A 14,387-nucleotide genomic window follows, 5' to 3' on the forward strand; every position below is an offset into this window, starting at 1 on the left:
TATCCTTTTTTGTTTTTAGAAAAAAATAGGGCGGACACTTCTTTTGCTTTTATGCCCCTTTATGAGACAAATACTGCTATCCCAAGGGTTCTGCATCTAACCCACACGTTTTATATGGTAATATCTAGAAAAGAGACAGAATACATAAAAGGGGGAAATCATCTATGAATAAAACAGCTAAAGTAATATCAACGCTGTTTACGGGGAGGATATTGACTGGATGTGGCCTGCTTGAAGGCAGAGCCCCATCTGATTTGGAGGGAAACTGGTCGACTTACATGGAAGAAGCGGAATCTGATCTGGAGAGTTACATGACAGACATCGATTTGACAGCCGAAACAGATGCCATGGGTCAGTCTGTGAAGAACAGAGCCAAACTCGTCGCCAGTATCATCGGGGATTTTGACAAAGGGCATGTGGTCGTGACCAATGAACAGGAAGGCGTGGCCGTCACGAATGAGATGTATTTTGAAGACTCAGTGTATTATCTTAAAGACGGCAATGAGTGGCAGGAAATGCAGGGACAGGATAACGGATCAACTGACACCAGTTATAAGAATGTCCTGAATGCGATTATAGAGTCAGAAGCCTTTCTTACGACTGATATCATAGAGGATGATCTGATCCTTACTTATCAGGGATATGATCAGGCAGTATGGGATGCCTTCGAGCCACCCTTCAGCTTGACGATTGACGGATTTCAGGATGAAGAGATCGAAATGATGCTGGAGGTTATAGTGGATGCTGAAACGCAGCTCATTGAAGAACTTGAATTGTCGGTTCATGCAGAAAATGAATTAGGAACCGTTATTCTTCTCGTAGAAGTAGAGTACGATGACCACAATGAAATAGACGAGCTGGAAGGCGAAGATGAAATTAGTGAAGCCTTCAGACTGTAGACCCCTGATCTGATGAAACGGAGAGCCTTTAGACAGTCAGCTTAGACACGATTAAATAGAGGGATTGAGTATGGAAAAAGCGGTGTGACTTGTCACGCTGCTTTTTTATACGAATAAGGCTTAAGCGAAGGGGATGGGTGTGGTACTATTTAACTTAGATAAAACGACTAAAGGACGAGTTCAGTGAAAAATTACAGATATAAAGCTATTCTTGCCTATGACGGAACAGACTTTGCCGGATTTCAGGTCCAGAAGAATGCACGAACCGTTCAGGGTGAGCTGGAAAAAGTCTTGAGCAAGATCGCAAAAGGCGAAAAGATTAGAGTCCATGGTTCCGGACGGACGGATGCAGGCGTTCATGCAAGAGGACAAGTCATTCATTTTGATTTTCCTTTCTATATTGAACCGGATGGGATGCAGAAAGCCCTGAATGGCTCGACCACTAAAGAAATTACCTTTACTCACGTGGAACAGGCGGCAGATGATTTTCATTCGCGCTATCAGGCTAAAGGAAAAATGTACAAATACACAGTAGACAACAATCGCTTTCGTGATCCCTTTCTAAGGCATTTCTCCTGTCATCACCGCTACCCGATGGCAATGGATCCGATTCAGAAAGCTTTGCCCTATCTGACTGGCAAACATGACTTTACCAGTTTCGCTTCAACGCATGGCGAAACGGCGCATAATGTCAGAACGATTTATCATGTTCGAGTGGAGCACGATGCCGCGTCGAATAAATGGACGTTCACCTTTGTCGGGAATGGCTTTTTATACAATATGATCCGGATCCTTATGGGGACACTGCTTGAAGTGGCAGACGGCAGACGTCCAGCTTCTGATATTCCTCTGATCCTTGAGGCGAAAGATAGAGAAGCGGCGGGGAAAACATCCTCACCTGAAGGGTTATGTATGGAGAAAGTATTTTATGATGTAGAGGATATCCCCGGCTATACAACGGAAGGAGACTGATAAGATGATCAGAAAAACGTACACCGTAACTGGATTACCTGTGGATGCGGAGTTCTCAGAGATTGAAGTCATCCATCTGTTCAAACCTTTACTGTCTCACTTGGCCAGACTGCGTAAGGAAAAAGGAACTCGCCTAATTGTTTACTTAGCTGCCCCACCTGGAGCGGGAAAGACGACCCTTTCCTTATTTCTGGAAGACTTATTTAAAGAAGTAAAGTCGCCCTATTCATTTCAGTCGATTTCAATGGATGGTTTTCACCACTTTAATCAGTTTCTAAATAGCCAGATGATTTTTAGAGACGGTCAATCCGTCCCTTTGAGAACCTATAAAGGCATCCCCGAGACATTTAATGTGGATTTTTTGAAGGCATCGATCGAGGTACTCCAGACAAAAGAAGTGGCTGAATGGCCCACATATGACCGACTGCTTCATGATGTGTCTGATCAGACAATCAAAGTGGATGCCGATATTATCTTGATCGAAGGGAATTACCTGCTTCTGAACGAAGACAAGTGGAAAGAGCTACATCAACTGAGTGACTACACCATTTTTATCGATACATCGATCGACACATTAAAAGACCGCCTGATCGACCGGAAGCAGCGAGGGGGCGCATCGCTCAAAGACGCTCTGCTGCATTATGAACGCACAGACAAAGTGAATGCTGAGCGTGTACTGAATCAGTCTTTACCGGCCGATGAAACACTTTATTTAACTAATAACGGCTTCACAAAAATCAATTAAGCATAATCACCCTATTACTCTGATGCTCTATCAGGTGATAGGTTTTTTTCTTTTTATTTAAAACTCCATTTTTTCTCCATAAGTCTTTTTTATACTGAGGGTACAGAATAAGAGGAGGATGAACGATATGGAAAAAATGAAGAAAAGACTCATCAGTTTACTAGTCATCGGTTCATTTTTAGGTATGACAGTTGTCAGCGGTCAATTTAATAATGTATCTGCTGAAGAAAATGAAGAAGAATCAGTGGAAAAAGAGTGGGAAGAACACTTTGAAGCGATGCAGGGACATATGAATAGAATGCACGGAAGAACAAACCGATTCAGAGGTACAGAGGATGAACGATTAGATAATGAGGAAAACGATCAAGGTATAACTGATGAAGAAAGAGACCTGTTTGAAGACAGACATAACGGAATGTGGGCATTTAAAAATGGGGAGGTCAGTGAATCCGATAATGAACAGCAAGCCAATACTAATCCGTTCTTCGAGAATAGGAGAAACCACATGAGAGGAGTCAGAAATGTCTCGTTTGATGACATGTTTGAGTGGATGCAGGACATGCATGGGTCATTTGGGGACAGAAGAGGCATGATGAACTGGAATCAGGATGAACAAAATGGTGATTCGGAAACTGAAGAAACAGATAATTCTACCCCTGAAGGGATCATGAACAGGTTTGATTTCTTTCATTCAAACGAGTGAGTTCGGTCAACACCCGCTCGTTATAAAAGAGCGACTACATCATCTCGATCAGGATTCGGTTGATGTAGTCTTCTGTTTATCAAAAACGCTAGAGGCAGTCATTTTCTAAATTAAAATAGAATAGGAGAGCAGTATGATGGTGGAACTATTTAGTATCGGTCATTTCAGTATTCATTTACTGAGTGTGACCAGCGCAATTGGCATGATCATTGGCTTACTGGTGATTCAAAAAGAAGGGGAACGCAAACGTCTGGATAAAGACAAATTAATGGATTTGGCACTCTATACCATTGGGTTTGGAATAATAGGTGCAAGACTAGGATACATACTATTTTTCAATTTCGACTTTTACCTGAACAATCCAGCAGACATTTTCAGATTTTCTCAAGGGGGATTGTCTATTCAAGGGGCCATCTTTGTTGGAGGTGCAGTCGCGTTCTTTTATATGAGAAAGAAGAATATGCCCGTCTGGAAAACAGCGGATGCAATCGTCCCTGGTGTCATTATAGGTCAGGCTATTGGACGAGTCGGTTGTGACGTTTTTGGTGTGCCGATGAACCGGAACTGGCCATGGGGCGTAATGGTGAATGGCGAACTCCTTCATCCCGCTCAACTCTACGAAGTCGCCTTGAACTTTATTTTGTTTCTGTTTATTTGGAGAAGACGGCAGACAGCCAAATTTGATGGGGAATTGTTTTTCATCTACATCATAGGGTTTGCTTTCAACCGATTCATCGTCGAATTTTTTAGAACCAACCCTCAAGCCATAGGTCCTTTAAGCATTGCTCATGTGTTGAGTTTAGTGATCATTATAATGGGCTTGCTGGTACTGTACATTATGAGCAATAAACAAATAGGGCAGTCTCAACCGGGTACTGTTATTGAAGAAATCAGCTTAAGTAATATAGTCGTTTACGGAATCATAGGATTAGCATTTATAGTGTCTGTCATTTTTTATTACGGGATTCATTTTATCTACAGTCGGTAAGAAGGTTAAGATCCTCAAACACAGTCGAAGGGAGCGCCACCTTGAAGAAACGAATGATCATTATACTTGGGTTTATCTCGATTGCACTGTTCATATTGTCACTATCTATAGCTGTTACCATTAATTTTACCCCTCTTTATGCATTTGATATCGGCTATTTGAGTATTTCAGAGTCTATTAATATGTCAAGAGAGACTATTTTATTAAACTATCGGGTACTCATGGAGTATTTGAATTCTCCATGGGTATCTGAACTCGCCATGCCTGATTTTCCAAGTTCGGAAAGGGGATTATTTCATTTTGTTGAAGTGAAAAGATTGTTTTTGATTAATTACTCGATTTTATTAGTTTCAGGAATAGGGACAGTAAGTTTTATAGTATACTCAGGAAAAAAGAAGCTGCACAAGCGATTCCTGTCTTTCTTTCGATACGGCATTCTTTTGTCAGCAGCTCTCATTACTTCAGTAATCATCAGTTTTGACCGTTTATTCCTGCTCTTTCACCAGACGTTTTTTAATAATGATGCATGGTTGTTTGATCCGTCTACTGACCCAATAATCAGGGCATTGCCAGCGGCGTTTTTTATGCATACCTTTGTACTCGCATTCGGATTAGTTTTAGTTCTGCTGATTACTGGATATCTTTTCACTAAGTCTAAGATTAGAACGCAGAGCAGGACTAGGTCACAGACAAGCGAGACGAGTCAGTTGTATTAAACTCGCTGCTGGTTCTATTAACACGTGAGAATGACCGTAGGATAGGAGACTTTAAACATGACCAAAAATACTAGTGAGAAAATCAGACACCGATACAACCGAATATCACCTGTATATGAATCAATGGATAAAATGATGAAGGATAAATGGAGACGAGAGCTTCTTGAAAGTGTACACGGACAAGTTCTTGAAGTAGGGATAGGGACAGGAGTGAATCTGGCTTTTTACCCGGAAGGGATCCATCTGACGGGCATAGATTTTAGTCCTGGGATGCTGAATAAGGCAAGAAAGAAAGTAGAGGCACTTCAATTTCCATACCAGGTTGATCTGATCGAAATGGATATACAAGAGATGGACTTTCCAGACAATTCATTTGATTATGTGATAGCGACGTGTGTGTTCTGCTCCGTTCCACACCCCATAAAAGGACTAAGAGAGTTAGGACGCGTGTGTAAATCTGACGGAAAAATAATGATGCTGGAACATATGAGAAGTGGTAATAAAGTCGCCGGAAAGCTGATGGATATAGTCAATCCCTTACCTGTCACTTTATGGGGAGCGAATATCAACCGAAAAACACTGGAAAATATCAATGAAGCAGGTCTTACAGTCGAACAGAGTGATGACTTAGTCTATACAATCGTCAAGAAGTTAAAAGTCACTCCTTGGAAAGAGTAGTCGATTGGCTAAGAGGAAAATGGGGAGTCTATAAAAATCCATAATTAATCCATAAGCCAAGCGTATGATGAATTTAGAAACAAAATAAAAGATAAAGGAGATTGAATAGAAGATGAATCTAATGGGCGGCATTTTAGCAGGAGCAATAGCGTTAACTGGGGGATTAGGTGTTTCCCGATTTGCAGAAGATGAGGGATCAAATCAGGAATCAGTCATCCAAGAGGAGCGGATGGCGTTCGATCAGATGAATGCATCCGGGTCAGCACACATGGACATGGAAGAGGGTGTGGTCAACTTTGGTCAAATGAAATCACATATGAGTGAAATGCATCCCGAATTGACTAATCAGGAACTCAGAGATCACTACAAAGCAATGCACGGGGCGGGCGGTTCTTCTCGAAGCGCTAATTTTAAAGGAATGGGCAACATGCATAAGTAAAATCGGTAAGGGATAATACAATAATTCAGACAAAAAGCCGTTTGATTGACCTGACCGGCTTTTTGAATCTGTTCAGTCCGCTGAGTATACTAGCAGTCTATTAAGAACAAGATGTCTGCAGCGTTGAGGGTTGACGACTATCCTCTTAGTTTGTGATAGTATTAGACCATAAAAGAAGGACACGACGGATGATACTAGAGAGACAGGCTTTCCATTATCAGCGTGAAGATAGTGAATAGGCACCTTTAAGTGAGTCCGTGGTAATTAATCAAAAGTAGTTTAGAAAAAGGAAACGCTGCATGTAAAGGGGGCTTTAGACGATGAACATACTTGTTGTGGATGATGAGCAGTCGATACTGGATATTATACAAGCTTACCTGACTGCGGATGGGCATACGGTTTATTTGGCTAAAAATGGAAAAGAAGCATTTGAACAGTACCACCGCGAGAGCATTGATTTTATCATACTCGATATCATGCTGCCTGATTATTCAGGATGGGAAATCTGTGAGGAAATCAGACAAACGTCGGATGTGCCGATTATTCTACTGACAGCCCGGTCAAACGAGGCCGATGTGCTGAAAGGATTGAAACTAGGAGCAGATGATTACATCAAAAAACCCTTCAGTCCAAAAGAATTAGTAGCCAGGATCGCTGCTGTAAACCGGAGACTTAAAAAAGATAATCAGACAGGAAACAAATGGCTATTTTCTAATGGAGACTTGATTATTTATCCCGAGACATTAGAAGTCACCGTCAAAGGGGCTAACGTCATTTTGACCCATACAGAATTTGAGCTGCTAATGACTATGGCAAGGGAACCGAAACATGTCTTTTCAAGAGACCAGCTGCTGGAAAAAATAAAAGGACTGGAAGCAACTGCTATGGATAGAGTGATAGACTCACACATCAAAAACTTAAGAGCGAAAATTGAATCGAATCCAAAAAAACCAGTTTATATTGAGACCGTGCATGGCATAGGGTACCGTTTTGGGGTGACACATGAAAAAAACGCTATTTAGCCATCTGTTTGTCTATATTTTAAGTGGCAGCATCGTGATTATTTCCTTGTTCAGCTTTTTAACCTTTCAGATAACAGGCGACCGTTTTGATGATTACTTAAGCGACCGTTTTGTGGCAGAAAGAGAAAATGTCATTGAAACGATTGAAGCTACTTATATTGATGAGGGGGCATGGGATGATCAGGTGCTCTTTAGTATTATTCAAAACGCTATGCATTCTCACATTATTGTAAGAGTTGAAGATACAGACGGGGATGAAATCATCAGTCAGACCGCTCCAATGAGGCAGCACATGCAAGGCATGCAGAGAACTGAACTGATCCCAAATGAAAACTGGCTTGAAGAGGAAATAGAATTAGTTTCAGATGGAGAGGCTATAGGGACGGCGTTTATTACCTATCCTGGATTTCTGGATTATACAGATGAAGAAGAAGAATTCCTTCAAGATTTAACCCTTCTGATTTTTCTTATGGGTATATTATCTGTAGTCATTGCTGGGATAATGGCCTATTTGATATCCAAACGGTTGAGTAAACCGATCGCGGCTACTAGCAGAATGACTCAGCAAATTGCTCAGGGAAAGACGCTTGGAGCAATTAAAGGCGATGAAAAAATCAGCGAGCTCTATTATCTTCAAGAAAGTGTGAATACGCTGGCAGCTCAGTTAGCCGAGCAGAAGGTGATTCGCAATCAAATGGTGTCAGATCTGGCGCATGAAGTGAGAACACCATTGACGACCCTTCAGGGGAATATTGAAGCAATGCTTGACGGTGTATGGGAAGTCACACCTGAAAGATTAAGCAGTCTGAATCGTCAGGTCAAACGACTGGCCCACCTTATCCAGATGATCGATCAACTGGAGGATGCGGAAACCAGCAGAAACAAATTGACACTGGAAAAGGTGGATAGCAAAGACCTTTTATCATCAGTCGTCATTGCATTTGAACCCCAGGCTGATGTAAAGAGAATTAGTCTGATTTTGAAAGCACAACCTGTCACTTTTGAAGCAGACCGGAACAAAATCGACCAAGTCTTGTCAAATCTATTGTCTAATGCGATTAAATTTACACCTGAAGGCGGAGAAGTCATTATCCTGTCCAAACACACTCACACCGATTTAATCATTGTAATCAAAGACAACGGTCAAGGGATACCAAGTAGAAATGTGGATTTTATTTTTGAACGGTTTTATCAGGTCGAACCTTCGCGAAACAGTGAATTGAACGGTCAGGGCATTGGACTGGCTGTTGTAAAGAGTATAGTAGAAGCGCATAAAGGAACAGTAGACGTTAAGAGTGAAGTTGGCTCAGGGACAACATTTACCCTTACCCTTCCATTAAAACAGCAGAAGACAACATAATATAAAAGTGGAGATGAAAACTATGAAAAAATTAATTCTATTAGGTTTGAGTGCAACATTTATCATGGTGGGATGTGCAGATACGGCTACCGATGAAACGGTGACGGATACAGATGAAGAAGTAACAGAAACTGACGAAGCAGTGACTGAAACAGAAACAGATGTCGATGAGGAAGAGGCTGAAGAGGATGACATGATGATGGACATGGATCATGATGGGGACATTCCAGAAGGCCTGCAGGAAGCAGAGAATCCAACCTATCCTGAAGGAAGCACTGTGATTATTACGGCTTCACATATGCCAGGGATGGAAGGCGCAGAAGCCACTATTTCAGGTGCTTTTGACACGACCATATATGAAGTGAGTTTTACACCAACAACAGGTGGGGAACGCGTAATGGATCACCGATGGGTTATTCAGGAAGATCTAGAGGAAGGTTCTGACGTAGCAGAAGCCGGAGATGAAGTGACTCTGGATGCTGATCATATGGAAGGCATGCAGGGAGCAACTGCAGTCGTAGAAGAAGCTATAACTGGCACTGTCTATGCTGTTGATTATAACTCAACAGTCGATGGCGAAAGAGTAACAAATCACATGTGGGTCACTGAAGACGAGCTTGAAGCAGCGGAATAATCTAAACAAAAAAAGCAAAGGCTGAGAAGGATCAGAGTGCAGACTCTACCTTCTCATTCCTTTGCTTTTTTTTAGTTAATGCGTGTAATTATCAAAATACCCTTGGATAAAGATGATCGGCGTCCCTTTATCGCCACTGCCAGAGGTTAAATCGGACAGGGATCCAATCAGGTCAGTTAAGCGACGAGGTGTGGTACCCTGTGCTTCCATCTGCCCTACTAAATCTGCCTGTTTGTTGACAATGTGGTCTGAAATAGCTGACTGCAGCTCTTCGCCTCTTAAGTGAGCAAAGTTATTGTCTGCCAGGTATTTCAATTTTACCTCGTTAGGCGTTCCGTCCAACCCTTTAGTATAAGCAGGTGAGACAACAGGATCCGCCAGCTCCCAGATTTGACCGACAGGGTCTTTGAATGCGCCGTCCCCATAAATCATGACTTCTATATGTTTCCCAGTCTCTTCAAGCAGACGAGCCTGAATTGCGTCGACTAAAGACTGACCGTCATTAGGGAACAATTTAACCGTCTCATCTGTTGCTTTGTTGGATCCCAGTAAGCCGTAGGACGAATTGAATCCACTGCCGTCGATCGGACCGGATAAAATATCATCCAACCCAAAGACTGTTTCTGCGCCTTCAGCCTTCACTAACCGTTTCGTACGGAAGCGGCTGTGAATATCACACGCCAGAACATTTTTAGTATAGTCGACGATTGTTTTCGCATTGTTAGAAAAAATCACTTCACACTCTGCGCCTTCTTCTTCAACTAATGATTTATAGTAATCGATGTAATCCACCCCGGTAAACGGATGGACTTTATACCCGAAGTGATTGCGGAAGTCCGCTTCATTTAAAACGTCTGTCCACGGGTTAACGCCTTGAGCATCCAGTTCGTCCAGTGAGACAAGATGATTTCCTACCTCATCAGAAGGGTAGCTTAAGAGTAAAACGACTTTATCTGTTCCACGAGCGATCCCTCTTAAAATATTTGAAAAACGGTTACGACTCAGAATCGGGAAAACTACACCAACAGTTTCTCCATTATATTTACGTTTTACATCTGTAGCAATGTGGTCAAGAGTAGCATAATTTCCCTGTGCACGTGCCACGATAGACTCAGTGATTGTTACAATATCCTGGTCCATCAGGGTGAATCCTTCAGCTTTAGCAGAGTTAAGTACTGTATCCACAACGATCGATTCCATATTATCGCCTTCATTGATGATCGGACTACGTAGCCCGCGAACGACTGTCCCTACTGTTCTTTGCAAAATAATCTCTCCTGTAAATCAAATTTTAAATAAACAACAAAAAAAGGGCATAGAATCCCTTATACAGTATACCTAAAAACGACGTGAAATAAAATCATCCTGCAGTATTTAAATGATTAATGAGTCTACATCCTGTCACAAATTTCTAGTACAATAAGCGTATAGGTACAGATGCGGCATAAAAAAGGAGCAAATCGTATGTATCGGGTCATTCATCAGTTAAATGAACGTAATTTCGATCGGGCAATTACAAAAAGTGAAGCAGCTGTGCTGGATTATCTGGAAGATCATTTCCGAAAAATCCCGGATGAAACGGTAATTAAGATCGCTCAGGAAAGTTACACCTCCCAGGCCACCATCAACCGTACAGCAAAACTGCTTGGCTTCAAAGGGTTTAGTGAAATGAAATATGCAATCAAAGAGGATGTCGATTTACTGAACTCTGAAACGCATAGTCATATTCGAAATACTGAGTACATTTTATCGAAAATAGATTTCAACAGTGCGGACTGTCTGATCAAAGAGTTATATAAGAATAGACATAAGCTATTGCTGTTTGGACTGGGTGCATCAAATGTATCGGCACAGTACATGGCCAGGCAGTTGCTTTACCTGGGAATTCCGGCTATTGTGGTTTCCGAACTTCAGATGCTGAAACAGTTCAAAGATTACACGATTCTGATTCTATCGAGTTCCGGTGAGACACAGAGGTGTCTGCAAATCATGCATGATGCCAAGAAAGTCAATATAAAGGTTTTATCGATTACCAAAGAAAACTCAACGATCATGCTGGGAAGCGAGTGTGCCTTTCATCATGATGTACCGATCGACAAAATGGAAGGAATCTCCAGAGAGCAGCAGCTGCATATGATTCTAATGATCAATGAAGTCATTAATAAACTGAAATGGAAATACTTCTCCAATCATTAAGACTTCTAAGTGAATAACTAGGCAAGAGGATCATTTGATTATAGTGATTCTCTTTTTGTCGTTTAATCCGTCATTAAGGAAAGGGGGGTTAACATAGGTGGACTTAAGCTGTCGAATGTTTAAAAGTAGTGCAGTTCTTTGCCTGTATATTGACTGATCTGGACTACTTGTTCAGGCAGGTGGGTAAATCTATTCGACTACTCGAGTTTTTTGGATAATTATCCATAGTTCTGGAAAACACTTACATATGAAAGCGTTATACTTACCTTATAAATAAAAAGAGCACATTAAGGGGATTTTTATGAAAAGAGATATTCAGATTTTAATGCATACTCATTGGGATAGGGAGTGGTACTTCACTAAGGACGAAACGAAGGTTCTTTTGCGCAATCACATGCAGGAAGTGATGGAGTATCTGGAAAAAAATCCAGAGACCATCTACATCCTTGACGGTCAAAGTGTAATGATCGATGATTACCTTGAGCTTGAACCGGAAGCTGAAGAACGATTGAGAACATTGATCAGTAAAGGGAATCTGCGTGTCGGCCCATGGTATACGCAGACTGATCTGCTGCTGGTGCATGGCGAATCGATTTTCCGGAATTTATACTATGGAATCAAACGGGCCAGAGAATTTGGCGAGCCGATGCTGGTCGGGTACGCACCTGATACATTTGGGCATGCGAGTCAAATGCCTCAAATCTACAAACAGTTTGGAATTGGATCAACATTTTTCTGGAGAGGATTTAGTGAGCTGAAAGCTGAAAAGTCAGACTTCATGTGGAAAGGCATCGACGACTCTGAAGTTGTCGGCGTCAATTTAGCTACAGGTTATCAAGGAGCAAAATATCTGGAGAGTGACCCTGAAGAACTGAAAGGTCGCATGAACAAAATTATGACTGTTCTGGATAAATACTCTGCCTCAAATGCGCGACTGATTATGAACGGGCACGATCAGATGCCGATTCAGAAAAATATTCAGGATGTCATGGAGAAAATCAGAAAAATGTACCCGGAGGATTCTGTTAGTATCAGTGATTTTGAATCCTACATTGAAGCACTTGATCAAGAGTCTCTTGAAGTAGTAACAGGGGAACTGACAGACAGTAAACATGCCCGAATACACCGCACGATCGGATCTACGCGTATGGATATTAAACTGCTGAATACAGAAATTGAAAACAAATTGTACAATGTGCTCGAACCGTTGGCGGTTGTTGGCGAAAAAGCCGGCATTCCTTATCCTCATAGTGTTGTTGAGAAAATAGCCAAAATCCTTTTCGGAACACATGCTCATGACAGTATTGGGGGATGCAACTCGGATAAAGTCAATCAGGATATCAAACAGCGGTTACTTAATGCCCTTGAAATGGTCGATACTCAAATTGAACTGAATTTACGGTTACTGACTATGGGGGACCAGGAGAATGATTCCACTATAGCAGTTGTGAATGCATTACCTGAAAAACGCTACAATCAAATTGTCGAGTTCGATATGCTGACACGTTCGAAGCATTTCGAACTGGTGGATGCAGAAGGGAATATCGTACCGTACGCGATTATTTCACAACACCAGGAAGATGCTGGGCTGATCGACAGACAAGTGGCGGCAAGACTACAAGACATTAAAGTTTACCGAACATATATCACAGTACCTGTGGAGTCCATTGAGGGCTTAAGCATTCAGTACTATACGTATAAAGAAGTAAATGAACCTGTCTCACAGAGTGACCAGTCAAACGACCAGTCGATTGAAAATGCGTTCGGACAGCTCTTCATCAAGGGCAATCAGATTCATTATAAGGACAAACAAACACATAAAGTGTACGAAAATGTATTGTCTATTGAAAATAGCGGCGATGCAGGCGACAGTTATGATTACTCCCCACCTCTCAATGACTGGGTACTAAACAGCAGTGATCATGCCGAAATAACTAGTACTACCACGAAAACAGCTCAATATGAAGCACTGAATGTTGAACTGAAAATGAATGTACCTGAAAACAGTGCAGATAGAGAAAATAAAGAAGCGACTAAGGAAATACGCTTTGCTGGAACATTTAAGTGTTATCCAGGGGATTCAAAACTTTACGCAGAATTGACCCATATCAACCAAACATCTGATAACCGGTACCGAGTGGTTCTCAAAACGGATATTGAATCAGATCATGTCAAAGTAGATGGGTATTTAAGCACACAGGACAAACCAGCTTACAACGACCAGCCACTCGCTATCTGGGAGGAAGACAATTGGGTCGAGAAACCGGTCAGTGTCGAAACAGCACAAAGCTTCGTGACGTTAAAAGATGATCAGTATCAAGCGACGATCTATACAGATGGGTTGAAAGAGTACGAAGTGCTGGAGGACTGTATCCATCTGACACTGTTCAGAACATTTTCTCATCTAGGGAAACGAAATCTGGTCAATCGTCCCGGACGACCATCAGGCATCGAAATCGATACACCTGACAACCAGTTGCCTGAAGAATCTTTTACATTCCACTTTGCGGTTGATTTTAAGCAGACGAACGAGGAAAGTAAAATCGCTAAAAACTATCTGACGCCTCTGATTGGCTACCAGCAGAAAGAATTTAATCGCTTCAATATTAATGAGAGAGACGGGGTCACAAAAACAGATGACACATGCTCACTTGATTTAGGCCAACTGGTTGTTTCTGCTGTTAAGCTGACAGAAGAGGGAGAACTGTTCATACGACTCTTCAACCCTCAACTGGATGAAGCAGCGGTCGCTCTTCCGGAAGAAAGCTACCTGGCTAACCCTATGGAAGAAAAACTGGAACCAGCAACTACGCTGATATTAGCCTCACAACAAATCGGTAATGTAATTATTAAACGATAAAAGAAAAGTCTTATGGTAATAAGTCAAGACAAAAGTAATGGCAATAACTGGCGATCTTTTGGAAAAAGAGCATACTGAATAAACCGTCAAACTATAGAGAACGCTAGTTCTCTATAGCGAGTGCAAAAGGAGTTGCGACATTCATTTTATGAATGTTCTATATCCCTCCTTGGGG

14 protein-coding genes are annotated in these 14,387 nt (G+C 41.7%); 13 read left to right on the plus strand and 1 reads right to left on the minus strand.

The window, feature by feature from the left end; all coding sequences use genetic code 11:
- Positions 1-164 precede the first annotated feature (164 nt).
- The 11 genes from CLV38_RS07575 to CLV38_RS07625 all read left to right on the plus strand — a co-directional run bounded on the left by CLV38_RS07575 (position 165) and on the right by CLV38_RS07625 (position 9,156).
- Complete coding sequence (locus tag CLV38_RS07575; protein ID WP_106193578.1) at positions 165-899, plus strand: hypothetical protein; 735 nt, start codon at positions 165-167, stop codon at positions 897-899.
- 183 nt (positions 900-1,082) lie between these two features.
- Positions 1,083-1,871: a tRNA pseudouridine(38-40) synthase TruA gene (gene truA, locus CLV38_RS07580; protein WP_106193581.1), complete on the plus strand. Its 789-nt coding sequence runs from the start codon at positions 1,083-1,085 to the stop codon at positions 1,869-1,871.
- A gap of 4 nt (positions 1,872-1,875) precedes the next feature.
- On the plus strand, positions 1,876-2,616 hold the full coding sequence (locus CLV38_RS07585) for a nucleoside/nucleotide kinase family protein (RefSeq protein ID WP_106193584.1): 741 nt from the start codon (positions 1,876-1,878) through the stop codon (positions 2,614-2,616).
- Between the two features lie 127 nt (positions 2,617-2,743).
- Positions 2,744-3,319 carry a hypothetical protein gene (locus CLV38_RS07590; protein WP_106193587.1) on the plus strand — a complete coding sequence of 192 codons (576 nt, stop codon included), beginning with the start codon at positions 2,744-2,746 and terminating at the stop codon, positions 3,317-3,319.
- A gap of 136 nt (positions 3,320-3,455) precedes the next feature.
- A complete protein-coding gene (gene lgt, locus CLV38_RS07595; protein WP_106193589.1) occupies positions 3,456-4,307 on the plus strand; it encodes a prolipoprotein diacylglyceryl transferase in 852 nt (283 codons plus the stop codon).
- 41 nt (positions 4,308-4,348) lie between these two features.
- Complete coding sequence (locus tag CLV38_RS07600) at positions 4,349-5,023, plus strand: TIGR01906 family membrane protein (RefSeq protein ID WP_106193592.1); 675 nt, start codon at positions 4,349-4,351, stop codon at positions 5,021-5,023.
- Between the two features lie 57 nt (positions 5,024-5,080).
- Positions 5,081-5,701 (plus strand): class I SAM-dependent methyltransferase, encoded by a 621-nt coding sequence (locus CLV38_RS07605; protein WP_106193594.1) that lies wholly within the window; start codon positions 5,081-5,083, stop codon positions 5,699-5,701.
- Between the two features lie 112 nt (positions 5,702-5,813).
- Positions 5,814-6,140, plus strand: a complete 327-nt coding sequence (locus tag CLV38_RS07610) for a hypothetical protein (RefSeq protein ID WP_106193596.1) — start codon at positions 5,814-5,816, stop codon at positions 6,138-6,140.
- Between the two features lie 320 nt (positions 6,141-6,460).
- Entirely contained in the window at positions 6,461-7,162 is a 702-nt protein-coding gene (locus tag CLV38_RS07615) for a response regulator transcription factor (protein ID WP_106193599.1), read from the plus strand.
- Positions 7,143-8,522 carry a sensor histidine kinase gene (locus tag CLV38_RS07620; RefSeq protein ID WP_106193601.1) on the plus strand — a complete coding sequence of 460 codons (1,380 nt, stop codon included), beginning with the start codon at positions 7,143-7,145 and terminating at the stop codon, positions 8,520-8,522. Before CLV38_RS07615 ends, CLV38_RS07620 begins: the two co-directional genes overlap by 20 nt.
- Before the next feature lie 22 nt (positions 8,523-8,544).
- Positions 8,545-9,156 (plus strand): YdhK family protein, encoded by a 612-nt coding sequence (locus CLV38_RS07625; RefSeq protein ID WP_106193604.1) that lies wholly within the window; start codon positions 8,545-8,547, stop codon positions 9,154-9,156.
- Positions 9,157-9,231: 75 nt separating this feature from the next.
- Here CLV38_RS07625 and CLV38_RS07630 read toward each other — a convergent pair whose 3' ends face one another.
- A complete protein-coding gene (locus tag CLV38_RS07630; RefSeq protein ID WP_106193606.1) occupies positions 9,232-10,422 on the minus strand; it encodes a coenzyme F420-0:L-glutamate ligase in 1,191 nt (396 codons plus the stop codon).
- Positions 10,423-10,620: 198 nt separating this feature from the next.
- On the opposite strand from CLV38_RS07630, the gene CLV38_RS07635 reads away from it, so the two are divergent.
- Positions 10,621-11,352 (plus strand): MurR/RpiR family transcriptional regulator, encoded by a 732-nt coding sequence (locus CLV38_RS07635; RefSeq protein WP_170068844.1) that lies wholly within the window; start codon positions 10,621-10,623, stop codon positions 11,350-11,352.
- Between the two features lie 301 nt (positions 11,353-11,653).
- Complete coding sequence (locus CLV38_RS07640; protein WP_106193612.1) at positions 11,654-14,212, plus strand: glycoside hydrolase family 38 N-terminal domain-containing protein; 2,559 nt, start codon at positions 11,654-11,656, stop codon at positions 14,210-14,212.
- Positions 14,213-14,387: the final 175 nt, after the last annotated feature.

The sequence above is a fragment of the Alkalibacterium olivapovliticus genome, assembly GCF_003003275.1.
GTDB lineage: Bacteria > Bacillota > Bacilli > Lactobacillales > Carnobacteriaceae_A > Alkalibacterium > Alkalibacterium olivapovliticum.

Bases quoted from the DNA above. Each gene is read 5' to 3' on its own strand.
- CLV38_RS07575 (WP_106193578.1), top strand. From the start codon at position 165: ATGAATAAAACAGCTAAAGTAATATCAACGCTGTTTACGGGGAGGATA.
- CLV38_RS07585 (WP_106193584.1), top strand. From the start codon at position 1,876: ATGATCAGAAAAACGTACACCGTAACTGGATTACCTGTGGATGCGGAG.
- CLV38_RS07590 (WP_106193587.1), top strand. From the start codon at position 2,744: ATGGAAAAAATGAAGAAAAGACTCATCAGTTTACTAGTCATCGGTTCA.
- lgt (WP_106193589.1), top strand. From the start codon at position 3,456: ATGGTGGAACTATTTAGTATCGGTCATTTCAGTATTCATTTACTGAGT.
- CLV38_RS07605 (WP_106193594.1), top strand. From the start codon at position 5,081: ATGACCAAAAATACTAGTGAGAAAATCAGACACCGATACAACCGAATA.
- CLV38_RS07610 (WP_106193596.1), top strand. From the start codon at position 5,814: ATGAATCTAATGGGCGGCATTTTAGCAGGAGCAATAGCGTTAACTGGG.
- CLV38_RS07615 (WP_106193599.1), top strand. From the start codon at position 6,461: ATGAACATACTTGTTGTGGATGATGAGCAGTCGATACTGGATATTATA.
- CLV38_RS07620 (WP_106193601.1), top strand. From the start codon at position 7,143: ATGAAAAAAACGCTATTTAGCCATCTGTTTGTCTATATTTTAAGTGGC.
- CLV38_RS07625 (WP_106193604.1), top strand. From the start codon at position 8,545: ATGAAAAAATTAATTCTATTAGGTTTGAGTGCAACATTTATCATGGTG.
- CLV38_RS07635 (WP_170068844.1), top strand. From the start codon at position 10,621: ATGTATCGGGTCATTCATCAGTTAAATGAACGTAATTTCGATCGGGCA.
- CLV38_RS07640 (WP_106193612.1), top strand. From the start codon at position 11,654: ATGAAAAGAGATATTCAGATTTTAATGCATACTCATTGGGATAGGGAG.